This window comes from Halogeometricum sp. CBA1124, from assembly GCF_009741955.1.
Taxonomy (GTDB): domain Archaea; phylum Halobacteriota; class Halobacteria; order Halobacteriales; family Haloferacaceae; genus Halogeometricum; species Halogeometricum rufum.
In genome coordinates, this window is the sequence record NZ_WPCD01000040.1 from 1 (window position 1) to 21453 (window position 21453).

Genomic DNA, 21453 nt, shown 5'->3' on the forward strand with positions numbered 1-21453 from the left:
AGCGGATCGTCGACGTCCTCAGACACGCCGATCACCTCCGCTGATGGGCGAAAACGAAGAACCGGCAAAATACTCTCGTTCTTTTATATACGCGATGGGACCGCCCGGATGTCGAACCTCAGTCGCTCACTTCGTTCGCTCCCTGCTTCGAATCCGGACGGTTGCCACTCTTGGCTCGTCACGTTCGTTTCTCGCACAAGAGTGGGACCGCCCGGACCGCAACCACCCGTAAATTCTTGACCGTACGGTACGTCTATCTGCTGAGTCAGTCGCATTGATAGTTGGTGCTGGCTCATGTTCATCAGCGAGCCAAACGGTAGGTTGTCTGGCTCAGATTGCTCGGCGAGCCTGCTGGTACAGGCTCAGTCGATCGTCAGCTTCTCCAGGTGAGGGCGACGGCGCAACTCCATTCGCTCTCGCTGGGAAGCCTTGTCGTAGTGCTTCTCGATGACGTCCTGAGACGCGTTCACACGTTCAGAAGTCACCTCCGCAGGGAAACCTCGGTCTCGATGCCACGTGATCGAACCCGTCCGAACGTGGTGCGGCGCCCTCGAGGACGGACACTGACTCGCCGTCGAGTGCCGACGGAAGTCGCAGTCCTCTCGATCGTACTGATGAGGACACGCACCCGCGACGCACGGCTGCGTCGCGCGGTACATCCACGCACGAAACGCGTTTTCGCTGACGCGGTTCTCGTGGAACGTCACGAACAGCGGGGACCGGCCGAACTCGTCGTGACCAGAGGGCCGATGCCGGGCGATATACGCATCGACGGCGTCACAGACCTCCGAGAGAAGCGACACCGAGCGCTCGCCACTCCGCTGGTTCTTCAACGGGGTGTTCGTCTCCGGACGGTGGACGAACTCCACGAACTGCTCGTCGGAGTGGTAGTCGCGACGATCGAGGCCGCGCAGCGCTCCGAGTCGCGCACCCGTGTGAAACGCGAGTTCCAGAGCGACGTGGAAGCGCGTGCCGTAAACGTGGTCGTGCGTCCGGTAGAATCGGATGAGTTCCTCCGCATCCTCAGGACGGAGCATCGTGTCTCGCGACAGTTCCGAATCAGGGACGTCCGGAACGTGGACCTTCTCGGCGAGCCCGTCCTTGACAGCCTCGATCCGCTCCAGGTACTCGATGTGTCCCTTCAGCGTCTCCATCTCACCGTGGAGCGTCGGCGACGCGATCCCCTGTCCCGAGCGGAACGCCTCGAAGCGCTCGAAGGTCCAGCCCGAAAGCTCCTCGAGGGACTCGATGTTCTCGTCCTCGCACCATTCGACCCACAGCTTCAGCCGATAGCGGTACGAGCGGATCGACGACTCGGCGAGTTCAGTACTCCGCCGGTCGAGGTAGCGATCGACGGCGTCGCGAGGCGACAGGTCGGACGGTGCTTTCACTCTGACCTCCCCTCGTGGTTAGGTGGTCGTGAGGCGGTGAACAGGTGGCCACACTCCGAGCACTCGTGTTCGTCTTGGAGTCGGTATGGCGGCGCCGATCGGAGGAGTCCCTCGTAACCGCACTCCGGGCAGATACCGACTAGCGACATCCGCTCACCTCTGACTTGTTACCCACGTCCACGAGGTCGACCGTGGAGTAGCGCGAATCAAGCAGTTCCAGAACCTCCGACTCGCACGAGGAACAGACCCACCCAACCACGGGACCGCTGTGACAGTGACCGTGGTCCGCGGTGTATCCGAGGTGATAGAGGTCTTCGACTGACTCGCACGCGGGACACTCCGCGCGGGTCTTGTGCCGCGTGTCGACAGAGAAGCCACCGACTGTCTCGCGGGTACTCACGGCGACCACCAGCCCTCGAAGGTCGCGCGTGCACATCGGTCGTGTAGTACGAACTCGTCCTGCTCGTCACGGTCGTGCATCCGCTTCTTCTCGTCCGTCACGTAGTGGTGGTCCTCGTCGAGCGGGACCGACCCACCGCAGACGGCGCAGGTCAGCGAATCGACCATCTTACTCAGCCTCCATGTTTCGCAGCAGTCGGTCGGCCTCCGACAGCGGAATCATCAGCTTGCGAGCGAGGTACTGGACCTGCTCGTCTCGCGGCATCCCGCGCGTCTCGAAACCACCGACGGACGACTCGGCATCACTCATCGTCATCCTCCAGAGGCGCGTCCAGGTCGGCCTCGGCCTGCCGGATCAGTCCGTAGACACCGGTCCCGTTGCGGATGCTCGTCTCCAACTGGAGCGCGTCACGAACGAGTTCGCGCGAGCGCGGGTGGGACACAGCGTCCGCGGCTTCCTCGAGCAGGTCGACAGCGTCGGCGTCGTTCTGGTTACCCCCGTTCTGAACGGCGCCGTCACTCATCGGTTACCCCCGAGAGCAGGGTCTTCTCCGCCTTCGTCACGCGCTTGAACTCCGAGACATCGCCTCCGTTGTCGGGGTGCGTCTCGGCCTTCTTCTGCCTCGCGGCGCGTCTCACCGTGCTGGCAGACGCGTTTGGAGGCACGCCGAGAACCACATGCGCGGGAGCAGCGGCGGCCGTCGGCTCATCGCCCGCGGGGAGACGCGCGGTCGCGAACTCCGAGTCGACTGTCGCGACGCCGTATCGGTCGAGAGCCCGCTTCGCGTTGAGGTACTTCGCGACCGCCTGCGCGTTGTCCCGAATCGTGTCCCAGCGGTCGCACGGCGCGGCGAACTGATCACCGTCCACAGTCCACCGAGCGACGACACCGGGGTCGTCGGGCTCGTTCGGTGCGTTCGCGTACGGGAGGTGTGGCTCGTCCGACCGGTGGTCGGTCCCCGAGGAGATTCGCCACTCGTCGACGTCCATCCGTTTGAGTTCGGTCGCGATGTTCGCGAACGCCACCTGCATATCGACGCGAAACCCGTGCGGGTAGCGCGTCCGTTCCTCCGCGGGCGTTCGCTCGTACCCGGTGGGCCACTCCAGACTACTCATCGTCGTCCACCTGCTCCTCGAGGTCGTCCTTGAACTCGACAGACTCCCAGAACTCCTCCATCTCACGCGTGCGCCGGCAGGTCTGACAGCGCAGTCCGCGCGCCGGCGAACCGCACTCCACGCACGCCATCAGTTCTCGCCTCCGTCGGTGACCGCGATACCGGACACTTCACCACCGAGGACGCGCGTGACAGCGTCTTCGGCCGCACGCCGGACCAACTCTCGGCCCGCGGGCGTCGGAGCGTAGTAGTTCGAGCGGCGGTCGACCTGACCCTTCTCGATCAGCCCGTACCCGACGAGCGTATCGAGGTTCGGATACAGGCGACCGTGGTTCGTCTCCGTCTCGTAGAACTCCGACGTCGCCTCCTTCAGGTCCAGACCGATCGGCGGCTCGTCGTGAGCGCGCTCGAACGCGATCGCCTCTTGGAGGCAGCGCTGCTGGAACTCCGTCAGGTCACCCCAGCGGACGCCGCCGTCGGCGACGAGGCGCTTCGTCTGCGTCGTCTCGTAGCGTTCGACCTTCCAGCGGACGACCGAGGAGTTCGTGTTGAACCGCTCGATGTGAACGTCGTCCTCCAGGTCGATCGGGTCGAAGCGCGGGTCGGCCCCCACGATTCGCGAGAACCAGTAGCCGGCCTCCTGGCCCGTGAGTTCGGTCTCCTTCGCGACGCGCTTCGCCGAGTAGACGCACCAGTCGCCCGCCTCGACGTTGTCGCGGATGAACTCCTCGATGATTCCGACGGGCTCCGGACGGCCGCCGTCGGTGATGAGTCGGCACCCGGCGTTCGGGTTCTCCTCGGTCGATTCCACAGTCTCGCCGCTCTCGGTGTTCTGGAACATGAGTTCGCTCGCTGGTTGGAAGCCGAGTTCGTGGCCGCACGGATCGGCGGTCCGTCGTCCCGGAGCGCGGGCGCTGAACCCGTCGATGCGGGTGCCGCAAACCGGGCAGTTCGTCGTCAATTCCGCGGTCGTGTCGGGGGCTTTTTCGTTGCCCGCCGAGTGTATCTTACCGGTCGTCATCTTGGGTGACGACCACTCAACGGGCCTCTGCGTGGACAGAGGCCCGAGATTTTCCTCGGACCTGTAAGGCCCGGTGAGCGTCGTCTGTCTGCACAATACCCATGATGATATATAAATCTTGACAGCGATAGGTGTAATATCCTGATAGCTATGACTGTCAACTTCGATGACGATGGGTGTGGTTTTTCTGCTACGTTGGAAAGGCGGCTTGAGAGAATGGTTCAGCACGTATCGTGGTTCTCGAAAGTGGACTACGAGATCTTCCTCTTCTTCGAGGACCACGATATCGGAGCGACTGCAAAGGTAGTTGCTTACAACATCGACTATTCTGACAACTACGTCAATCGGCGACTCCGTGTTCTTGAATCGGCTGGCTTCTTCACCAACGAGGGAGGAGTGTACGAACTCACCGATTTCGGCAGAGATTTTCTTGAAGGGGATCTGGACGAGGACAATATCCCCGAGCCTTAGACTCGACATACAGAACTTCTCTATTCTGAGAATGAGTATGAAAGCGAGCCATGGATGCGGAGTGAAAGTGGTGGAACCAGCGAAAGTAGAGCGTGCGAAGGATTATTAGTCAAATAGTGTGAGTGTAAGCCATGCCCACAGGACCGATTACGAAGCTCGTTGCTGATAATCGGGTTGTCGGCCTGTCGCTGACCTATTCGATTCTGTATATTGTTGCTATCTGGACCCTCGCGACGATTGCGGTCGCTCTCTTTTTCATCATCGGGCTGGCTCTCGCTTCCTGAACGCCTACGACGGTGCTCTCGGTACTCTGTTTAGCACACTCACTGACGACATCCTTCGTCTCGGTCTACCGTTCCTGATGTATTCCTCCGGGATCGCGGTCGTCGTCGCAGTCGCCAGCGGTGGACTGATCGCCGTGACGAAATGCCTCGACTGGATGCTGAGAAAGAGTCCGCCGTGGGTGCGTCGGACGATCAATCGAAGGGCTGGCGGTCTGTTGCGCTCGGATAGGTGAAGACGGCCCAGTTGAGGCCGAGGATCACGACGAGGCCGAGTTCGTGAATCGCTAAGTGCGCGAGCGTCGACGCCGTCGGGATACCGAACAGGGCGACGAGGACGAGCAGCAGGCCGAGGCCGACGAGCGTGGGCGCGAGGTGGGCGAGTCGGACGGCCCAGGTGGGCGTCGTCTCAGACCAGTCGAACTCGACGCTAGCGTTCTCTCCAGCGAGAGCTACCTCGACATCGGCCCAGGGGAGAGCGAACGCGGCGTGGGTCAACTCGTGGAGCGGGACGGAGGGCGTCAGGAGCCACGTGCGGAGGCTCACGATGTTTCCCCCAGTGCGAGTGCCGTGAGTAGTAGCGAGCAGTTCAGCGCGCCGTAGGCGACGATGGCGGCGGAGGAGATGGCGAACTCGATGTCGGCCGGGAGGAGTCCGGCGGTGTGCCCTGAGGCGGGGAAGACCATCGCGACCAGGAGGACGAACTCGGCCATCACGAGGAGGTGACCGAACACCTCGTTTCCGGAGAGGTCGTCCTTGGTGACGTGCGCACGGAGGTCCTCGACGAGCGCCATCACTGGATCACCGTCCTGTAGAGGGTCGTGAAGACGGCGACGGCGATGGTCATGAAGATGACCGTCCAGGCGATGCTGACGAGCACGCCGGGAAGGATGGGGATGGCGAGCGCGGACATCATGATGAGCAGGACGCTCGGGAGGATGTAGTCGCCCGTTTTCGCGTACATCGGGATGATGACGATGGCGACGACGAACATGGCGAAGACGGGCTCGTTGCCGCCGAAGGCGGATGCGAGGCCGTCGGTGAAGCAGGTGTGCGCGTCCTGATTTAGCCAGCAGTCGACGCTCATCGGATGTTGAACCCCCGGATGATCTGGTAGGCGCCGAGGTAGTTCACGAGTTGGATCGGGATGGCGATCGGGTAGGCGAACCAGTCGGGGAATCCGACGTTCGCAAGGACGACCGGGAGCATGAGGCTCCACTTGAACATCCCGATGACGGCGCCGACCGCGGTGGTGGTGAAGCCGAGGTACGACGAGGAGCCGCCGCCTCGGTCTGCGCGATACTCCGAGGTTTCGTCTTCGAGTTGGTCCACGTCGTCCTGGAGGCCGGTGGCGCGCTGGACGCCGACTTCTTCGGAGAAGCCGGAGCCGCCCATGATGGCGCCGGAGACGGCGAAGGACAGGACGAGGAGCATGGGAACTGTGACTTTCATATCGTGTCTCCGAATTCAGCAGCGAGCCCGAGCAGCGCGACCGCGCCCATGAGCCCGACGTAGGTCATCGGGAGGTAGATCCAGCCGAGCCAGGAGAGGCCAGTGGCGATGGCGACGACCGCGACGGCGCCGACGCGGGCGAGCGTCGAGGGGAAGAGCGCGCCGATGCAGACGAGCAGGAGCATCCCCGCGAGCGTCCCCCAGCGCTTGTCGATGGGGATACCGGTCTCGATCGCGGCGGTCGAGGAGACGGGCTCAGTGATGGTGATCGTGCTATTCCGATCGACCGTCATCTCGACGACCCAGTCAGTCTCGTTCATGCCGCCGGTGAGCGGGTGAGTGTACTGGTAGGTGTTGACGGCGCCGAGGTTCTCGTCGAGGAGTACGTTCGAGTCGTTCCCGCGTTCGTGGATGACGATGTCGAATGAGGAGGTGTTGTCCTCGGGGTCCTCGTACGCGACGACGAGGTTGTTCGAGGACTCGTTGACGTAGGCGTCGTACTGGATGGTGTCGCCCTTGGGGCTGGTCCAGCGGATCTGCCCGACCTCGAGCGTAGCCGTACCGTTGACTGCTGCAACATATGCGCCGAGATCACGTCGAGCACCGTCGGTGTTCTCGATGATTAGGCGGTAGCGGACGCCCTCCTCGAGGTAGGTTTTGAAGACAGCATCCGAGCCGAGTCTGTCACCGGCGACAGCCTGCCACTCGAGCGTGCCGTTGTTCTCGATAGGGCGCTCGATGTAGAGCGTCGTCTCGGCGGGTTCGAACTCGCCGGTGAGGTCGTTGAGCGTGAGTTCCTGGTAGACTGCGGTCTCTCCTTCGGGGAGCAGGTAGACGCTGCCCTGGTCGAAGACCGAGCGGATGGCGACGGTGCGCGATCGGTAGCCGTCGACGTTGACCTCGATGATGTAGCCGCGGTCGACGGGCACACCGGTGAGGTCGATCGTCCCGTCACCCGTCTGCTTCTCGAAGATCAACTCGCCGCTGTAGAGCTTCGCGGTGACCGTCGCGGAGCCGTCGATGAGTTGACCAGAAGTGACGTTGACGATGCGGAGCGTCGATGGCGAGCGGATGGTGCGCGACTCGGATTCGACGGAGTTCCCGTACTCGTCGGAGACGTCGACGTGCCAGGACGCCGACCCGCCGTCCATCGTGTACGAGACGCTCGCGGTCCCGTTACTGTTCAGCGTGTCGGTGCCGACAACGTCGCCGTCGACGACAAAGTCCGCGGTCAGCGTGTCGCCGTCGAGGGCGAAGTCCGTGTCGGAGAGGTTCGCTGACAGGGTTATATCGCGCGTCGTGAGGGACGTGTTGTCGGCGGGATCGAGAGACTCGATAGACGGCGAGTAGTGCTGGACGTCGAACGACCAGGTCGAAGACGTCGTGGTGGACCCGAACGAGTCGGAAAGTTCGACGTGCCACGTCTTCGGACCGTCTTCTAACTCGGTCGCTTGGTAGGTGACGGTCCCATTCGAGGAGACGGTATCTGTGGCGACCTGCGTACCGTTGAGATACCAGGTCAGGTCGACTGTGTCCCCGTTGGCACCGAAGTCAGCGTCTGCGACATCGACCGAGAGCGTGACGTTCTCCTGTGCGAGAGTCTCTGAGTTCGGGCTCGGGTTGGTGGCCGATGGGGAACGAGTCTCTGCGAGGATGCTCTCGTCGTCGAGGACGACGCTCGGTGTGCCGCCGTCCTGTTCGAAGTCGATCTGGACGTCGATGGTGTCGGAATCCTGATCGAGGAGCGAGAGCGTGTGATTCCCGGCAGAGGACACCGTCGTCTGGGCTAAGGTCTTGCCGGAGACGTCGTCGGTGACGGTAATCGTCGCGGTTGCGTTAGTCAACTCTGAGATGTCGACGGCTGCCTGCGTCGCGCGTTCAGCCGTGTGCTGAGACTGATAGCTCCCGGACGTCGGAGTGAATCCAGAGTCGTGGAACTCATCGAAGTAGCTGGTAGCACTTCCTGAGTTCGGAGCCTGCGCGTAGGGACCGTAGGTCGTCCCCTCGACATCAGACAGAGTCGCAGAGGTGGATGCGATCGGAGATTGGCGCGGAGAAGAGTCGTCGTCGACGTAGTAGACGACTTCTCCGGTCGAGTGGTCATAGTCGATCGCGAGACGGTAGTACGTGTTGTAGCTCAGGGACGCGGTCGTCTCGCTCTCGAAGTTTCCAGACGTCCAGTTGTAGATTCCGAGACGGCTCTGTCCGGGATGTATCGCGAGTTGGTATCCATCGCTGGATGTCGTGTTGGAGATGGCGAAGCCACCCTGACGGTCTCCGAGATAGATCCACGTTTCGAGGGTGAGGTCGTCGCTGATCTGTCCGGCGATGAGGTGGTTGTCGTTACCGTCGCTCGGGGATACCTCAGCGGCGTACTGCCCGGAGTAGGGATTGGTGGACGTCACGGACCAGCCGCCTGTAGACGAGTATTCGTCGAGGTTTCCGTCCTCGAATCCGTCGGTAGTCTGAGAGTCCACGAGAACGACGCTCGCACCCGCCCCGGTCCCCTCGATACTCATGTTGGTGATGGTGGCGTCCTCGAAGTCCGAGTCGGTCGTGTGCTGGCTGACGACAGACACGTTCGCGGCAGCAACGGGTGTAGCGGTGACGACCAGGAGGACGGCGAGGACCGCGAAGGAGACGACTCTCGACCGCTTCATAGTCTCCCTCGCATACGTGCGACCTGTTGCTTCTCTCTCGTCACCGAGGAGACGACGAGGTAGACCAGCAGATCGATGAAGAAGATCGGGACGAGGAGGATGTAGACAGCGTACTCGATGTGCTGGAGCGGTTCCCAGACCCACGTGTTCTGAACGTACGGAAGCGACTCCGCGACGGCGAACGCCTCAGCGCCGGCCGTATTCAAAAAGAGGATCAGGCCGACGACCTGAGCGACGCCGATCGCGACGAAGATGACGGTTCGAAGGTTCACGACGGCGACCTCCCGAGGAGAACAGCGCGGGAGAGTGCCGTCACGAACGCGCCGACGATGACGATGGAGAAGAACCACGTCACTACTTGCTGGCCGTAGAGGCAGTTCTTCGCGCCCTCGACGACGGTCGGCCACTTCGGATCACAGGCGACCGCGAACATAGGATTGGTGAGCGATTCGAGGACGTCCTGGAGGAGGATCGAGACGAAGGCGGCGAGCCCGATCTGGAGGTAGGTGTAGAACGTCGCCATCAGCGACCACCGAACTCCTGATTCCAGAGGTCATCGATGTCGGCGATGCCGGTCTTCCACGTGTTCTCCCAGACACTCGTGTCCCAGAACCGCTCTTGGAGGTTCTGGTCGGACGCGGCTTCCTCGAGGCGCTCGCGTTCGCGTTCCTGCTCGCGCTCCCACTCGCGTTCGAGTTCCGTCTCGCGCTCGTACTCTTGGGAAGCCTCGTACACCGGGTCGACGCGCGTCTCCGTCTGCATCTCCTGGAGGCGCTCCTGCTCGAGTTCCTGCATCCGTTCGAGTTCGGTGGTGAGGTCGAGTTCCGTCTCGCCGACGCCTTCGAGTTCGGCCGGTCGGACGCCGACGTCGCCGCGGTAGTCGGCCGGGGAGTCGGCCAGTTCGCGCTCTCGCGCACGGGTGTCGATCCCGACGTCCTCGATCTGACGCTGGGCTTCCTCGAGGCGCTGCCGTGCGTCCTCGGTGACGGAGGTCTCCATCCCGGTCGGATTTCGGCGGGACCGCGCCCTGCGAGCGCTCCGTACGTCGTCGAGGCTCCGGCGTTCGGCACGGCGGCGGAGTTTGGCGGCCTCGGCGGCCGGGTCGCTCTCGGTCTGCTTGGCGAGCTTCTGCCGGAGGTCGTCCTCGGGGATGCGGCGGAGCGAGGAGTCCCACACTTCGCCCATCTGGTCGGGCTGGACCGACTGGGACTGGCTCTCGCGTTCCATCCTGCGAGCGCGGCGGCGCTCCTCCAAGACGTCGGCGTCGACGGTCGGTCCCTGCGCGGCCTCGACGTCTCGCTCGCGGGTGGCCTCGACGTCGTCCAACTGCTCGCGCCGGACGTCTTGCTCCTGTTCGGCGAACTCGCGGAGTTCGTACTGTGCCTGGTCGAGTTCCTGCTCGCCGACGAAGTCGCGGTCGAAGTCGTACTGTCGGTTCACGTCCGGGTCGACGTCGACGCGATCGACGTCGCGACGGCCGTCGGGACCGGTCAGGTCGAGTTGCCCGCGGTCGTTTCCGGCACCGGCGAACTCCCTGAGTTTCCGGCGTTCCGCGGCGGCGTACTTGTTGACGACGTCGTACTTCGCACGGCGGATGGTCCGTGAGAGCTTCGACGTCGCGGCCAGCGCGAGTTCCTCGTTGTCGATGCGACCGCCGGGGACGCGGTTGAGTACCTTCTGACCGACTCCTGTTGGTTCAGCGCGGGCGACGAACGTCGCGGTGTCGGATAGCAGTTCTTCACCGGGCTGAACAGCATAGCGAGGAACTTTCTCAACAGCACCTCCAGTGTACCGAGCAACACGGCTACTCTGACCGAATCGGGACGCTGCTGATGCTTTGGCGGCTTTCCCCGCTTTTGACGCAGCACCCAGACCGCCTACAGATACTGCGAGAGATCCCACGAACTGGCCCGAGGTGCTCCCCGGGTTGGTCTCTAACTGAGATTCGAGTCCCGGCGAACGGCTCTGGCGGCTTCAGTAGTCTGGTCGATGACTTTCTGGTTGTCCTCGTCCACTGCGAACTTCGCGTACTCCACGCCTTCGAGGACGCCCTTCGCGACCTGCGGAACGTTCCCGAGTTGGACGGCTCCTTGGACGAGTCCGCTCTGGAACTCCGCGCTGCGGGACCGTCCAGTCTCTTGGTTCTCGATGACGGCCGTCGCCCAGTCGGGGAGGTAGTCGTCGACGGCGTCGTAGCTCTCGCGGGTGATGATCTGCGTCGGTCCGTACTTCTCGGAGGCGTCGACCACGTCTCTCGCGAAGTTGTCGTAGCCGGCGGACTGGTCCTCGAGGAACTGTTCGACCTCGTCCTCGTCGCCACCGAGTCCGAACGACCAGTCGATGTCGCCGAAGCGTTCGCGGTTCTTGCGCGCTTCGCTCTCGGAGAGGATGCGAGCCTGAACGTTGCCGCCCTCGGCACCCGTGATCACGACGCGGTCCGGACTGACGCCGGCCTGTTGGGCGAGTTGCTGTCGCTTCTCTCGGGCGACGCTCTCGGGGAGTTCGGAGTCGTTGTCCGTGGCACCGACGCGTTCGAGGAGTTCGTCCTCGGCCATCTGGCCCTGTCGAAGGAACTCTTCCTCGGTGCCGTCGGTGGCGATACCGCCGCCACTCACGCGACTCTCTCGTCGAGGCGAGAGCGTCTGGTCGGCCTGCGAGCCGGTGGAGGCGTTCCTGCGCTCCTCGGCGCGTTGGCGGAACTCGCGGGCGGCGTCCTCGTTGAAGACGAAGCGTCGGGTGACGGTGCGTCCGTCGGCGGTCTTGACGGTTGCGACGTAGCCGCCTTCGGTGGCTTCGCGGATGTCGGTCGACCGGACGTCGCCGTCGACGCTGTTTCGGACGCGCTCGTTGACGAGGTTCATCTCGGCCTGGTCGCGGAGCTTGTCGCGCCCGCTGTCGGTGAGTCGGACGTCGACGTTCCCCGATTCCTTGAGAACGAACTGGTAGTCGTCCTGGTCGAGGTCGTCGTACTGGTTCTCGAGCGCCCTGCGCTGTTGGTTGATCTGGTACTGGACGGCGGGGTTGGAGGGATCGATCTCCTCGTTCCGGTCGACGACGCGCGGGGGTTGTGAGGCGTCCGAACCGGGCTGGGTGCCGCCGGATTGCTGCCTCGAGGGGCGCTGGGGGGCGGGCGAACTGCCGGCGTTCGGGTCGTCGGGAGCGCCGGGGATGCGACCGCCCGCGCGGGGCGTGGTTCGTCGGGCTGCTGGTCGGGCGAGGACCGGCTGTCGGATGCGGCCCCGCCGCTACTCTTGGTGTCGGTGGGCTGGTCGGGCGAGTCGGGTGTGATGACGCGGTCGTCGTCGCCGCCTCCCGAGGACGATGATCCAGTTGAACCAGAGTCCGGGGAGGAGGTCCCACCGCTGCCTGTCGTGTCGGTGGGTTGATCGGGCGAGTCGGGAGTGAGGACGCGATCGTCGGAGCCGCCGCCCCCCGACGACGAGCCGCCCGACCGGTCTTGGCCTCCACCGCGGTTTCTTCCACCGCCACCTCCGCCGCCTCCTCCTCCACTCCTCCCGCCGCGACTACGACCATCGTTGTCGGCGCCGGACGAGGAGGACCCGCCGCTGCCTTTCGTGTTAGTCGGTTCGTCGGGATCGTCGGGAGTGAGGACGCGGTCGTCGGAGCCGCCGCCTCCCGACGACGAGCCCGAGTTTCCGCCGTCGTTGTCGTCGTCTTCGTCGGGGGACCCGGGTGCGCCGGGGATGTAGCCCGACATCAGGCCACCTCCTCGTCAGGAGTGCCGAAGCGACGTTCGAGGTACTCGCTGAGGCGCTGGAGTTCGGGCGTGTTCGAGAGTATCGGCGACATCGCGTAGAGGCCGAAGAAAGACCCGAACGCGAGTCTATCGACTACGGTCATGTCGACGGTCTCGAACGCGGAGAGCCCGATCGCGGCGAAGGCGGCGATACCGACGACGGTGAGAAGCGTGTTCCGCTCTCGAATCTCGATGCCGACGGAGAGCGAGGTCATGAACCCGCGGAAGACCCATGCGAGAAGCAGAATCATCAGCATCTCGAATGGGAAGACGAGAGTTTCGACGGTCTCTGCCTCGAGGGGGGTGGCCTCGACGAGCGAGTTCAGTTGGACCATGTGGAGCACGAGGAAGATGCCGAGGAAGCAGCCGATGACGAGGCGGTCGTGCGCCATCCGCGAGGTGAGCTTATCGAGGTTCATCAGAACGGCACCCCCAGGAACAGCGGGAGGGAGACGCCGATCCCGCCGCCCCCACCGCCGCCGGCGATGGACTGTGCGAGAGCGGGTCCGAAGAGGCCGAGGGCGACGCCGCCGGCGAAGATGAGGACCATCATGACCTGCTGTCGAGTCGAGAAGTCGATTTCGGCGAGCTTGGCGCGCGTCGCCTGGAGGTTCATGTCCTCCTGCGAGACGTTGCTCCCGAACAGCCGGTAGGCGTCGCGGAAGGAGATGGCGCGTCCGTCGTAGCCTTCGGTTTCGGCGTGGATGGCGACGTCCTTCCCGGCGCCGTCGGTGCGGAGGTGTTGGTCGTAGTTCCCGCGCCGACGCTGGCCGGCGGTGTAGGCGGCGATGGGGTCCATGATCTCGGCGGCCTCGGCGAGGGTCCAGACGGTGGGGTACTTGCCGTTGACGAGGCGTGGAGCGGTCAACTGGTCGCTCTTGTAGGCCTTTCCGTCGTTGAGACGATACTCGTTCTCGGTGGTGTGCCACTCGGCGGCGCGCGGGATGACCATGCCGTCGCCGTAGATGACGTTGATGATGGTGTCCGCGCTGGTGGTTTTGAGCTTGAGTTTGTAGCCGGCGTCGATGAACTTGTCACCGAGGACGCCGGACTTCGGGACGAAGCTGAGGATCTTGAAGAAGAGGGTGAGGACGAAGACGGCCCAGCCGTCGAGGATCACGCGGGCAACGCGGGCGAGTCCGTCTGCGGCGCGCTTCGCGTTGGAGTCGTCGTACTCGAAGTCGATGCGTCGCTTGGCCTGCTCGAGGCGACTGGGGTGGTCAGTCTGTTCGTCTGGCTGTGCGTCGGTCGGTTCGAGTGGGTCGTCGTGAGGTTCGTCGTTCGTCATGGTGGATCACCAGGGGAGCAGCGACCGGAGGCCGCCGCTCTTGCTGCTGTTGGACTTGCTCTCGCCGAGGCGCTCGTGGGAGACGTGCATCTCGGTGAGTCCCTCGAAGAAGGTGCCGTCGCCGAGGGACTGTCGGTCGGTTCGGACGTCGGCGAGGACGGTTCGGATGGCTTCTTTCTCGGCGTCGGACCAGTCGTTTCGCACGCCGGGGAAGCTGTCGCCGTTGATGTCTTGGGCGATCTCGCGGAAGACGCCGTCACAGAGGTCGGGGTACTCGCGGCCGCGGACGACGCGGTCAGCGAGGTTCTCGTTGAGGAGTCGCCGGCTGCGATCGTCGTAGTAGTCCTCGTCGTGACTGGCGAGCATCTCGCTCGAGGAGAGGAACGGTTTGAGGATGGCGACGAGTTCGTCGTACTCCTCGGACTCGACGTCGGTCTTGGTGAGTCGGTCGAGGAGTTCCTCGGGTTCCATATCGCGCAGCACGTCGACGGCGGGTCCGTCGGAGACGCCGCGGTTGGTGACGGCGCGTTCGAGTTCCTGCTCGGCGCGTTCGTCGAGTTCCTGCTGCTGGAGTTCGCGCTGGGCGTCGGCGGGGTCTTTCCCACCGAGCATCAGGCTCTCACCCCGTTAGACGCGGCTTCTTTGCTGATGGCGCCGTAGACGGCGACGAGACTGACGAACGCGAAGGCGAGCGCGACGACCTGAAGAACGGGGCTGCCGATCGTGACGAGGCCGTCGGTCTGCGTGTTGACGGTGACGCTCCCGCCGCGAAGAGCGAGGACGCCCCACGCGATGAGGCTGAGGAGCGCCCACATGCCCTCGGACTGGTGCCCTTTCCAGACGGTCGCGCAGAGAAGCGCGACGAGTCCGAGGAGACCGAGTCCGAGTTGCTGGGCGACGAGGAGCGTCACGAGAGCCACCCCGCGATGACGAGGACGGCAGCGGCGAGGGCGATGAACGGGAGGGTCGCGCCCGTCGCCTCCATGCCCTTGTTGACGTCTTTGGTGGTGTCGTCAGGTGCGTTGAACTGGTAGTCGATGCTGACGGATGCGCCGTCGGGGACCGAGGACCCGTTCAGGCGTTCGATTTCTCCGGTCGATTCGTTCCAACGGTAGTCGACGCCCTCCTCGAGCGTCGATCCGTTGTAGGTGACTGTGACGTTCGCGCCGAAGTCGAAGGCGACGTCGCTCTTGTCGACGAGGTTGCCCGCGTCGGAGAGCGTGATCTGCTCGGCGGCGTCGAACTGTTCAGCGCTGGTGTTGTAACCGACGCTGAAGGCGCTGATGGCGAGTGCGCCGAGGACGACGACGACGGCGAACGTCGAGATGAATGATGAAGTCATGGCTCAGGGTGTGGTGTGAAACGGTAGGATGGTGGCAGGTTGTGCGAGGGGGTGCGGGGTTACCGACCGCCGCCGCCCATGCCGCCCATACCTCCGAAGTAGGAGAGGGCGACGCCCGCGCCGACGGCGATGAGGCCGACACCGATGAGGGTGAAGGCGGTGCTGCCGTAGTTGGCGAAGGTGTCGAACATCTGCGTCCAGGTGTTGTTGTACTGGGGGTTGGCGACGATTTCGGTGTTGTAGAGCGCACCGAGGACGATGAGGGCGACGACTGCGATGATCACCCCCTGCGCGACGACCATAATCGACCCGCCGATTCGGGCGGTTGTGCTCGCGTCGTCGGCGAGATGCTCGGTCTTCGGCTCGATGCCGAGACGCTGAGTCACTCCGAGAGCGTACTCGAGAGCGGGTCGCATCTCGCCGTCCGTACTCTCGATGAACTCCTCGATGGGGTTCGCGTTCTGGTTCGATTCGATTTCTTCGACGGCTTCCACCTCGAGGGAGGTGTCGTCGACTACGGTGGCACCCGGCCCCAGACGCGCACCCGGAGCGGGGTGATCTGCTACTGTGGCAGACATATCTCAGACCATGTGATGCTACGTATTATATTTCCGGGTAGTTTTTGACGTAATATACGGATTACAGGGAGTAGAAGCCATATGACGAGCCATATGGCCACCCGATAGTATAACACAAACCAAGAGGATTTGGTGATTGTATGTCAGTAGAGACTATACAAGATGACAGAATATCTGACCGGGAGGATGGGGAGTCCCGGTCGGTCGTGCAGATGGGCCAACGACAGTCGGTCTGCATCCAGCAACTGATTCGGGAGATGGTCGGCGACATCGAGTCGCAGGCGCTTCGCAGCGAGACGCGAAACGTCGTCGACTACGGCGGCGCGCTCTACATCAACCCGACGGCGTGGGGACTGGACTGGCACGAACTCGAGGCCGGGTCGGAGGTCGTGGTCCGGACGTTTCCGGATGCGATTCTGATCACGCGGGAGGACGAGGATGTCTAAGCGAGCCGAGGAGGAGATGCGGAAGTCGACGCGGGAGAAGATCATCGACGACGCGCAGATCCAGTGCCACCAGGCGCGGTCGGACGTCATCGAGACGCGGCTGCAACTCGATGCGGTTCCTCGACAGGTTCGGAAGGGGTTCCAGCAGTCGATTCTCGCGTACTACCACGCGCTGAGACCGCTCCGGACCGAGGGGATCATCAACTCGTGGTGGAAGTCGGTGACGCTGTCAGAGGACTGGATTCGGGCGGTGATGTTCGAGACGGAGGATGGCGACGAACTCGCCGTTTCGCCGGAGAACGCACAGTCGAAGATGGCGTCGGACTCTTTCCAGTACGTCGGTGTTGATCTGCATCAGGGACTGGATACGTTAGAGTCACTGGACGACGCGACCGAGGAGACGACGACCGTGGTCGGCGGGATGCGCGGCCGGCGTGAGGAGACGACGACCCGCCCGCTCGTCCTGGAGACAGAGGTTCTGGTCGACATCTCGCGCGTCCTCGACGAGGCGGCGACGAAACTCGGGTTCGCTCCCGACATCGACCTGCAAGACGCGGAGGCTGAGGTCGTATGAGTTCGACGGGTGAGACGGTAGACGTCAGCGACCGGATGGAGTCGCACGTTCCACCCGAGAATCTCGCGAGCCACATGAGCGAGATGCCGAAGCCGGTGATGGAGAACCTGATTCTCCGGCGGAAGGTGTGGCCGCGGATGAACGTGTGGAACGAGAACTGGATGTGCTTCTTCGCCGGGGGGACTGGCTCCGGGAAGTCGTACGCGACGCTCCGACTCGCGTCGGCTCTCGATCCGACGTTCCACGTCGGCCGTGTCGCGTACTCCGTCGAGGAGTTCCTGAAGCTGGCTGCGCAGGACCTGCCGGAGGGTGCGATTATCGTCCTCGAGGAAGCGGGCGTAGCGGCGGGGAACCGCGACTGGTACACGATCGCCAACAAGGTGCTGGACGCGCTGACGCAGACGTGGCGGCACCAGAACAACGGGGCGATCATGACGGCGCCGGACTTCGACCTGATCGACAACCACGTCCAGCGGCGTTTCCACCACCTGATGGTGATGGAGGGGAAGAACGAGGCCGAGGGCATCTCGAAGGCCCGCGTGAAGTACATCCAGACGAACCACGAGATCGGGAAGATGTACAAGAAGTACCACCGGATGATCGGGGACGACGGCGTCCTCCGGCGGTACAAGCACATCAAGTTCCGTCTTCCCGACCCGGAGGTCATCGAGGCGTACGAGAACACGAAGGACGACTACTCCGAGGGCCTCGTCGGTGACCTGCTGGAGCAGATTCAGGCGGAGCAGGCGAAGAACGAGAAAGAAGACCTCTCACCGATGGAGGTGGCGCAGGAGATTCTCGACGAGGACCGAGTCGGAGATTACATCAGCGAGGCGTCTGGTGGCGAGTACTTCGATCGGGACCTGCTGAAGATGGACTGGAACGTTTCGGAATCGCAGTCGAAGCAGATCAAGAAGTATCTGGTTCGGGAGGCTGATCTCGATGTCATGTGAGGAGAGGGCCGAACGACACCCCCACACCCCCACACCCCTGTGTGTTTATACTAAGTTGAGATACGCGACTGGGGTCGAACCGAGTCGGTCGAATCGGTCGGTCTTCGGCGTTTCACCGCGTAGGCGGCGGGCGAGCGCGGCCTGCACGCGGTCCTCGTGGAGGTGTTCGTGATGCGCTTGTCCGATGTCGATGAGCACGGCAAGAGGACGGCCGCTCAGCAGCAGGAGTCTCGGGACTCGGCGTTCCGGTACGGCCTGGCGCTCGGCGCTGCTGTCGGACTGTCGGGCGGAATGTTCGTGACTGTCGTCGCGCTGCTGGTGGTAGCATGACGCCGTCGTCGTTCTCCGGCTTCCTCGAGGCGGTGATTCTGGCGCTCGTCGCCGTGGTCGCGGTGTGGACGTTCCGCCCGATCGTCCGCATCGCCTGGTCGAAGATAGTCCTGTGGAAGTGCCGGGCTCGTCTGAGTCACATCGAGGACACGCTCGCGTCGATCGAGGGCAAGTCGAGTTTCCCTGTCGGTATGGTCTCGGCGATGGTCGCAGTCGAACATCCGGGCGACGTCCACGAGCAGCGGGAACTCCTCGAGGCCGAGCGGGACTACTACGCGCGTCGCGTGGAAGTGATGGAGGCTCGACGATGATCGGAGGATCGGTCCCGCTGCTTCAGGCAGTCACGGCTCTTCACGTGGTGATCGTGGCGGGTATCTTCGCTTGGTCTGTCTGGCCGGGGATTCGCGAGGTTTCGTCGCGCTCTGCATCTGGTCAGTTCCGTTTCTGTCCGCACTGCGGCGCCGCGGCGGCTCACGCGTACCACGGTGGAGTCGCCCTCGAGTCGGTGCGCGTCTCGGAGAAGTCGAGTCAGCACATGCGGTGTCCTGACTGTAGTGTCACGTCGGTAGTCATCACGGAGGATGGTCGATGACCTCTGTTCGAGGTCTCCTCGAGGAGGTCGTGCCGTGGCCGACGGTCCGGTTTGCGGGGGTTCGTGTTCCACGGCCTCCAGGTGGCCGCGTCCCGTGGCCGACAGTCGCGGACTCGAAGTCTCACTACGAGGCGGCTTTGCTCGACGCGATTCGGGAGACCGTCTCGATCGGCGACGACGTCGTCATCGCCGGCGGTGGGTACGGCGTCTCGTCTGTCGTCGCAGCGAATCAAGCGGGCCACTCAGGCACCGTCACGTGTTTCGAGGCGGCAAGAGATGTCGCTGAGAGAGCAGAGGAGACGGTGACGCTGAACGGCGTCAGTCACCGAGTGAACGTCCGGAATCGGGTCGTGGAGACTGAGGGTCTGACACGAGGTGAGGACGTCGGCGGCCCGATCAGGCTGGACCGTGTCGACTCACCCGACGTGCTGGTTGTCGATGTCGACGGCGCCGAACTGGACTTCGTCCGAGCACTCTCGTCCTCGAGGCTCTCGCCCCGCGCCGTCGTGGTGGAGCATCACGCTCTCCCCGGAGGCTCGGACTACAATCCGGGGAGAGTCGTGTCGGCGGTCGAGGAGGCTGGCTATCAGATCGTGGCCGTTCACACGCGGAAGATACCGCCTCGATTCGGAGGGCAGGAGACCGTTCTGATCGGGAGGCAGAGCCGATGAGTGAGAACTTACCCGGTGTAGTCTTTCAGTTCGCCTCATTCGTTATCATAGTCGTCATCCTGGTCGTCGTGGCCTACGTGTGGCTGTTCCAGCCACTCGGGTGGATGAAACGATGAAATTCGGTCCAGGGTATTCAGAACCGCCGAGAGTATTCGTCTGGCTGTTTATCGGCGCCATGGCCTTTGGACCGTGGATCTATGGATACCATCAGGGTGGGGTGGTAGGAGCCGTGCTTGCGGCAGGACTGGCCTACCTGCTGTACTGGGGCGTTTCCCTCATGCTCAGATATTAGATCTTGCTGTGACTCGGACTTCCGAGAATCCCCCATTCTCGTAACTAACTGCTCCTCGAGGCCCCGAATCAGACTGATTTTCTCTCCTATCAGCGTCACCGAACTAGCTAAGGTTCCGGAATATAGAAATAAATACGAATACCGGAACCATGCAAACCCGCCCATATCCATCGAAGTCTGGTCAACGACTCTGGCTCTCTAGAGCCGAACAGCAGCGGCTCCTCGACGTCGTCGACGAGGACTACCCGCGACGCCGCATCGCTCTCGACCTCGCGCTCACGGGACTCCGCAGCGACGAAGTACGAAACGTTGAACCGCGTCACTTCGAGCGACTCGACAGTAGCGACGAGAAGTGGCGTCTCGTCATCCCCGATGGGAAGACTGGTACGCGGTCGACGCCAGTCGCTCGTGAGCTTCGAGAGCGTGTGAAGTACCTGAAGTCGGCCGCACGCCTCCGCACCGACGAACCGATCATTGACGTCTCGACCAGATCACTCCGCGACTGGATAGGAGACGCTCGTGAGGAACTCGCGGCTGACTTCGAGGACGAGCGCTGGCATGACCTCGGAATGCACGACCTTCGACGAACGTGGGCGACAGATACGTTCTATTCGCTGGCGTTCGAGGGCGTACCAATCGCAGAGGAACTGACGATGGCGTGGGGTGGATGGGCGATGACCGACTCGGGACGCGAGACGTTCCGGCGTAACTACCTTGGCCCGGTCCCAGATCATGTGACTTCACGTGCGATGGAGCATCTGTTCACTGTCGAGTCCGATTCGTAGCCAGCAGCACTTCCCAGCTACTCACACATACGCGCTCGCGCGAGCGTAGGTTGCTCAAATGCCTTGTGCCGTAACTTGACTGGCCCCTCGAGAGTATTGACGAAGCCTCAAGAGAGACACCTAGTCGACAGGTAAGACGAAAATTTGCCGGTGCTACTGCCTTGGATACCGGTGCAGTCGTCGTCCACGGAGAGTTGGTTTTGCGTCGGTACTCACGTCGCGTTCACGAGCGAACCCGACCTAGCGCGATGGGGTCTCTCTGTGGGTATGCGGTCCATGTGCTCGTGCCAGCGTTCTCCTCTAGAGGACTAGCTCGCCTTGACAGAGTGTGTTTCCATGCGACGTTGCCCGCAGTAGTCCTTGAACAGACGCTTTGTGCCCTCAACGCTGATCCCCAATCGCTGCGTGTCACTCTTGACCCAGGACACGACTGGTGAACGTTCGTTGATCGCTTTGAGGACTGAATCGATATCGTTCATCGCCTTACAACGACGGCGATATGACGGCTTATGTCCCGCATACAGTTATTGGACCGTCGTCGAGATGACCGACAGCTTGTAGTACGTACTCAGATAGAACACACTGTGCATCTAGTTAACAGCTGATTCTCACAATCTAGATGATGTATCGAGCTTAGTCGTCATGTGGGGCGCGCCACTTGATGATTCGCACGGGTGTTGATATTACTTGGATGAAAACAGGAAGCGTCCCCGGAGTGAGCGTTGACGCTTCCTCACTACCCCATACCATGACAAGGTACAGTTCCGCGCGATATGCGGCATTGAATGATATTTCAGCATTTAACTAAAGTATTCCGATAGATAATATATGCACTTCTGTTATTAATCTGAAGAATCGCTGATGTTGTCGAAGGTAACTCGAAATGATTCCCGCTCACTCTGCACTGATAGCTCTCGGGCTTCTGGTACTGAAAAATGGGAAAATCAACCGGAGATGATTCCGGTAGTTAGTCGCGGCGGACGGCGGAGGAGCGCGGCGGCGAGGAGTGCCGTGACTGCGACGACGGCGACCGAACCCGGGCGTACCCGTGCTCG

Annotated in this window: 32 protein-coding genes; 9 read left to right on the top strand and 23 right to left on the bottom strand. The window is 62.8% G+C overall.

Going from position 1 to position 21453, the window contains the following annotated elements:
- Positions 1-362: 362 nt before the first annotated feature.
- From GJ632_RS07545 to GJ632_RS25255, 8 genes are all read right to left on the bottom strand, one after another.
- Positions 363-1391, bottom strand: coding sequence for a tyrosine-type recombinase/integrase (locus GJ632_RS07545; protein WP_343161083.1), 1029 nt, complete (start codon positions 1389-1391; stop codon positions 363-365).
- Between the two features lie 139 nt (positions 1392-1530).
- The gene (locus GJ632_RS07550; RefSeq protein WP_197427932.1) at positions 1531-1827 is read right to left on the bottom strand and encodes a hypothetical protein; all 297 of its coding nucleotides are present in this window, start codon (positions 1825-1827) and stop codon (positions 1531-1533) included.
- Positions 1788-1958 carry a hypothetical protein gene (locus GJ632_RS07555; protein WP_177232505.1) on the bottom strand — a complete coding sequence of 57 codons (171 nt, stop codon included), beginning with the start codon at positions 1956-1958 and terminating at the stop codon, positions 1788-1790. Before GJ632_RS07555 ends, GJ632_RS07550 begins: the two co-directional genes overlap by 40 nt.
- A gap of 1 nt (position 1959) precedes the next feature.
- Entirely contained in the window at positions 1960-2100 is a 141-nt protein-coding gene (locus GJ632_RS07560; RefSeq protein ID WP_177232506.1) for a hypothetical protein, read from the bottom strand.
- Positions 2093-2314, bottom strand: a complete 222-nt coding sequence (locus GJ632_RS07565; RefSeq protein WP_191452571.1) for a hypothetical protein — start codon at positions 2312-2314, stop codon at positions 2093-2095. Before GJ632_RS07565 ends, GJ632_RS07560 begins: the two co-directional genes overlap by 8 nt.
- Complete coding sequence (locus GJ632_RS07570; RefSeq protein ID WP_191452572.1) at positions 2307-2906, bottom strand: J domain-containing protein; 600 nt, start codon at positions 2904-2906, stop codon at positions 2307-2309. Before GJ632_RS07570 ends, GJ632_RS07565 begins: the two co-directional genes overlap by 8 nt.
- Positions 2899-3036 carry a hypothetical protein gene (locus GJ632_RS07575; protein ID WP_191452573.1) on the bottom strand — a complete coding sequence of 46 codons (138 nt, stop codon included), beginning with the start codon at positions 3034-3036 and terminating at the stop codon, positions 2899-2901. The genes GJ632_RS07570 and GJ632_RS07575 overlap by 8 nt, the downstream gene beginning before the upstream one ends.
- Positions 3036-4406, bottom strand: a complete 1371-nt coding sequence (locus GJ632_RS25255; RefSeq protein ID WP_343161084.1) for a helix-turn-helix transcriptional regulator — start codon at positions 4404-4406, stop codon at positions 3036-3038. The genes GJ632_RS07575 and GJ632_RS25255 overlap by 1 nt, the downstream gene beginning before the upstream one ends.
- A gap of 122 nt (positions 4407-4528) precedes the next feature.
- On the opposite strand from GJ632_RS25255, the gene GJ632_RS07590 reads away from it, so the two are divergent.
- Entirely contained in the window at positions 4529-4681 is a 153-nt protein-coding gene (locus GJ632_RS07590; protein WP_191452574.1) for a hypothetical protein, read from the top strand.
- A gap of 192 nt (positions 4682-4873) precedes the next feature.
- Here GJ632_RS07590 and GJ632_RS07595 read toward each other — a convergent pair whose 3' ends face one another.
- Genes GJ632_RS07595 through GJ632_RS07635 form a run of 9 tightly spaced genes read right to left on the bottom strand, consistent with a single transcriptional unit; the run spans position 4874 to position 11405 of the window.
- Positions 4874-5224, bottom strand: a complete 351-nt coding sequence (locus GJ632_RS07595; RefSeq protein WP_343161085.1) for a hypothetical protein — start codon at positions 5222-5224, stop codon at positions 4874-4876.
- Entirely contained in the window at positions 5221-5472 is a 252-nt protein-coding gene (locus GJ632_RS07600) for a hypothetical protein (protein ID WP_089804156.1), read from the bottom strand. The genes GJ632_RS07595 and GJ632_RS07600 overlap by 4 nt, the downstream gene beginning before the upstream one ends.
- Entirely contained in the window at positions 5472-5765 is a 294-nt protein-coding gene (locus GJ632_RS07605) for a hypothetical protein (protein WP_089804158.1), read from the bottom strand. Before GJ632_RS07605 ends, GJ632_RS07600 begins: the two co-directional genes overlap by 1 nt.
- Positions 5762-6130 (bottom strand): hypothetical protein, encoded by a 369-nt coding sequence (locus GJ632_RS07610; RefSeq protein WP_231751401.1) that lies wholly within the window; start codon positions 6128-6130, stop codon positions 5762-5764. The genes GJ632_RS07605 and GJ632_RS07610 overlap by 4 nt, the downstream gene beginning before the upstream one ends.
- On the bottom strand, positions 6127-8790 hold the full coding sequence (locus GJ632_RS23290; protein WP_231751402.1) for a LamG domain-containing protein: 2664 nt from the start codon (positions 8788-8790) through the stop codon (positions 6127-6129). Before GJ632_RS23290 ends, GJ632_RS07610 begins: the two co-directional genes overlap by 4 nt.
- Positions 8787-9062 carry a hypothetical protein gene (locus GJ632_RS07620; protein WP_089804162.1) on the bottom strand — a complete coding sequence of 92 codons (276 nt, stop codon included), beginning with the start codon at positions 9060-9062 and terminating at the stop codon, positions 8787-8789. The genes GJ632_RS23290 and GJ632_RS07620 overlap by 4 nt, the downstream gene beginning before the upstream one ends.
- Positions 9059-9313 (bottom strand): hypothetical protein, encoded by a 255-nt coding sequence (locus tag GJ632_RS07625; protein WP_191452576.1) that lies wholly within the window; start codon positions 9311-9313, stop codon positions 9059-9061. Before GJ632_RS07625 ends, GJ632_RS07620 begins: the two co-directional genes overlap by 4 nt.
- Positions 9313-10692 carry a hypothetical protein gene (locus GJ632_RS07630; RefSeq protein ID WP_191452577.1) on the bottom strand — a complete coding sequence of 460 codons (1380 nt, stop codon included), beginning with the start codon at positions 10690-10692 and terminating at the stop codon, positions 9313-9315. The genes GJ632_RS07625 and GJ632_RS07630 overlap by 1 nt, the downstream gene beginning before the upstream one ends.
- Positions 10693-10724: 32 nt before the next feature.
- Positions 10725-11405 carry a hypothetical protein gene (locus GJ632_RS07635; RefSeq protein ID WP_191452578.1) on the bottom strand — a complete coding sequence of 227 codons (681 nt, stop codon included), beginning with the start codon at positions 11403-11405 and terminating at the stop codon, positions 10725-10727.
- A 75-nt stretch (positions 11406-11480) separates the two neighbouring features.
- On the opposite strand from GJ632_RS07635, the gene GJ632_RS07640 reads away from it, so the two are divergent.
- Entirely contained in the window at positions 11481-11861 is a 381-nt protein-coding gene (locus GJ632_RS07640; RefSeq protein ID WP_191452579.1) for a hypothetical protein, read from the top strand.
- A gap of 646 nt (positions 11862-12507) precedes the next feature.
- On the opposite strand, the gene GJ632_RS07645 is transcribed toward GJ632_RS07640, so the two are convergent.
- Genes GJ632_RS07645 through GJ632_RS23295 form a run of 6 tightly spaced genes read right to left on the bottom strand, consistent with a single transcriptional unit; the run spans position 12508 to position 15755 of the window.
- A complete protein-coding gene (locus tag GJ632_RS07645) occupies positions 12508-12966 on the bottom strand; it encodes a hypothetical protein (RefSeq protein ID WP_089804168.1) in 459 nt (152 codons plus the stop codon).
- A complete protein-coding gene (locus GJ632_RS07650; RefSeq protein WP_191452580.1) occupies positions 12966-13835 on the bottom strand; it encodes a hypothetical protein in 870 nt (289 codons plus the stop codon). The genes GJ632_RS07645 and GJ632_RS07650 overlap by 1 nt, the downstream gene beginning before the upstream one ends.
- 6 nt (positions 13836-13841) lie before the next feature.
- Entirely contained in the window at positions 13842-14447 is a 606-nt protein-coding gene (locus GJ632_RS07655; RefSeq protein WP_089804172.1) for a hypothetical protein, read from the bottom strand.
- Positions 14447-14755: a hypothetical protein gene (locus GJ632_RS07660; RefSeq protein ID WP_191452581.1), complete on the bottom strand. Its 309-nt coding sequence runs from the start codon at positions 14753-14755 to the stop codon at positions 14447-14449. Before GJ632_RS07660 ends, GJ632_RS07655 begins: the two co-directional genes overlap by 1 nt.
- Complete coding sequence (locus GJ632_RS07665; protein ID WP_191452582.1) at positions 14743-15177, bottom strand: hypothetical protein; 435 nt, start codon at positions 15175-15177, stop codon at positions 14743-14745. The genes GJ632_RS07660 and GJ632_RS07665 overlap by 13 nt, the downstream gene beginning before the upstream one ends.
- Before the next feature lie 59 nt (positions 15178-15236).
- Positions 15237-15755, bottom strand: a complete 519-nt coding sequence (locus GJ632_RS23295) for a hypothetical protein (protein ID WP_231751403.1) — start codon at positions 15753-15755, stop codon at positions 15237-15239.
- A gap of 212 nt (positions 15756-15967) precedes the next feature.
- On the opposite strand from GJ632_RS23295, the gene GJ632_RS07675 reads away from it, so the two are divergent.
- The 7 genes from GJ632_RS07675 (at position 15968) to GJ632_RS07705 (ending at position 20398) form a co-directional block, all read left to right on the top strand.
- Complete coding sequence (locus tag GJ632_RS07675) at positions 15968-16201, top strand: hypothetical protein (RefSeq protein WP_191452583.1); 234 nt, start codon at positions 15968-15970, stop codon at positions 16199-16201.
- A complete protein-coding gene (locus GJ632_RS07680; RefSeq protein ID WP_197427933.1) occupies positions 16194-16775 on the top strand; it encodes a hypothetical protein in 582 nt (193 codons plus the stop codon). Before GJ632_RS07675 ends, GJ632_RS07680 begins: the two co-directional genes overlap by 8 nt.
- A complete protein-coding gene (locus tag GJ632_RS07685) occupies positions 16772-17728 on the top strand; it encodes a zonular occludens toxin domain-containing protein (protein WP_191452584.1) in 957 nt (318 codons plus the stop codon). Before GJ632_RS07680 ends, GJ632_RS07685 begins: the two co-directional genes overlap by 4 nt.
- A gap of 156 nt (positions 17729-17884) precedes the next feature.
- Positions 17885-18058: a hypothetical protein gene (locus GJ632_RS07690; protein WP_177232510.1), complete on the top strand. Its 174-nt coding sequence runs from the start codon at positions 17885-17887 to the stop codon at positions 18056-18058.
- On the top strand, positions 18055-18369 hold the full coding sequence (locus tag GJ632_RS23300) for a hypothetical protein (RefSeq protein WP_231751404.1): 315 nt from the start codon (positions 18055-18057) through the stop codon (positions 18367-18369). Before GJ632_RS07690 ends, GJ632_RS23300 begins: the two co-directional genes overlap by 4 nt.
- Positions 18370-18646: 277 nt before the next feature.
- The gene (locus tag GJ632_RS07700) at positions 18647-19321 is read left to right on the top strand and encodes an FkbM family methyltransferase (RefSeq protein WP_191452585.1); all 675 of its coding nucleotides are present in this window, start codon (positions 18647-18649) and stop codon (positions 19319-19321) included.
- A gap of 441 nt (positions 19322-19762) precedes the next feature.
- On the top strand, positions 19763-20398 hold the full coding sequence (locus tag GJ632_RS07705) for a site-specific integrase (RefSeq protein WP_191452586.1): 636 nt from the start codon (positions 19763-19765) through the stop codon (positions 20396-20398).
- The last annotated feature ends 1055 nt before the right edge of the window (positions 20399-21453 follow it).

Bases quoted from the DNA above. Each gene is read 5' to 3' on its own strand.
- GJ632_RS07550 (WP_197427932.1), bottom strand. From the start codon at position 1,827: ATGTGCACGCGCGACCTTCGAGGGCTGGTGGTCGCCGTGAGTACCCGC.
- GJ632_RS07555 (WP_177232505.1), bottom strand. From the start codon at position 1,958: ATGGTCGATTCGCTGACCTGCGCCGTCTGCGGTGGGTCGGTCCCGCTC.
- GJ632_RS07560 (WP_177232506.1), bottom strand. From the start codon at position 2,100: ATGAGTGATGCCGAGTCGTCCGTCGGTGGTTTCGAGACGCGCGGGATG.
- GJ632_RS07565 (WP_191452571.1), bottom strand. From the start codon at position 2,314: ATGAGTGACGGCGCCGTTCAGAACGGGGGTAACCAGAACGACGCCGAC.
- GJ632_RS07570 (WP_191452572.1), bottom strand. From the start codon at position 2,906: ATGAGTAGTCTGGAGTGGCCCACCGGGTACGAGCGAACGCCCGCGGAG.
- GJ632_RS07575 (WP_191452573.1), bottom strand. From the start codon at position 3,036: ATGGCGTGCGTGGAGTGCGGTTCGCCGGCGCGCGGACTGCGCTGTCAG.
- GJ632_RS25255 (WP_343161084.1), bottom strand. From the start codon at position 4,406: ATGTCGAGTCTAAGGCTCGGGGATATTGTCCTCGTCCAGATCCCCTTC.
- GJ632_RS07590 (WP_191452574.1), top strand. From the start codon at position 4,529: ATGCCCACAGGACCGATTACGAAGCTCGTTGCTGATAATCGGGTTGTC.
- GJ632_RS07600 (WP_089804156.1), bottom strand. From the start codon at position 5,472: ATGGCGCTCGTCGAGGACCTCCGTGCGCACGTCACCAAGGACGACCTC.
- GJ632_RS07605 (WP_089804158.1), bottom strand. From the start codon at position 5,765: ATGAGCGTCGACTGCTGGCTAAATCAGGACGCGCACACCTGCTTCACC.
- GJ632_RS07610 (WP_231751401.1), bottom strand. From the start codon at position 6,130: ATGAAAGTCACAGTTCCCATGCTCCTCGTCCTGTCCTTCGCCGTCTCC.
- GJ632_RS23290 (WP_231751402.1), bottom strand. From the start codon at position 8,790: ATGAAGCGGTCGAGAGTCGTCTCCTTCGCGGTCCTCGCCGTCCTCCTG.
- GJ632_RS07625 (WP_191452576.1), bottom strand. From the start codon at position 9,313: ATGGCGACGTTCTACACCTACCTCCAGATCGGGCTCGCCGCCTTCGTC.
- GJ632_RS07645 (WP_089804168.1), bottom strand. From the start codon at position 12,966: ATGAACCTCGATAAGCTCACCTCGCGGATGGCGCACGACCGCCTCGTC.
- GJ632_RS07650 (WP_191452580.1), bottom strand. From the start codon at position 13,835: ATGACGAACGACGAACCTCACGACGACCCACTCGAACCGACCGACGCA.
- GJ632_RS07655 (WP_089804172.1), bottom strand. From the start codon at position 14,447: ATGCTCGGTGGGAAAGACCCCGCCGACGCCCAGCGCGAACTCCAGCAG.
- GJ632_RS07665 (WP_191452582.1), bottom strand. From the start codon at position 15,177: ATGACTTCATCATTCATCTCGACGTTCGCCGTCGTCGTCGTCCTCGGC.
- GJ632_RS23295 (WP_231751403.1), bottom strand. From the start codon at position 15,755: ATGTCTGCCACAGTAGCAGATCACCCCGCTCCGGGTGCGCGTCTGGGG.
- GJ632_RS07675 (WP_191452583.1), top strand. From the start codon at position 15,968: ATGGGCCAACGACAGTCGGTCTGCATCCAGCAACTGATTCGGGAGATG.
- GJ632_RS07680 (WP_197427933.1), top strand. From the start codon at position 16,194: ATGTCTAAGCGAGCCGAGGAGGAGATGCGGAAGTCGACGCGGGAGAAG.
- GJ632_RS07685 (WP_191452584.1), top strand. From the start codon at position 16,772: ATGAGTTCGACGGGTGAGACGGTAGACGTCAGCGACCGGATGGAGTCG.
- GJ632_RS23300 (WP_231751404.1), top strand. From the start codon at position 18,055: ATGACGCCGTCGTCGTTCTCCGGCTTCCTCGAGGCGGTGATTCTGGCG.
- GJ632_RS07700 (WP_191452585.1), top strand. From the start codon at position 18,647: ATGACCTCTGTTCGAGGTCTCCTCGAGGAGGTCGTGCCGTGGCCGACG.
- GJ632_RS07705 (WP_191452586.1), top strand. From the start codon at position 19,763: ATGCAAACCCGCCCATATCCATCGAAGTCTGGTCAACGACTCTGGCTC.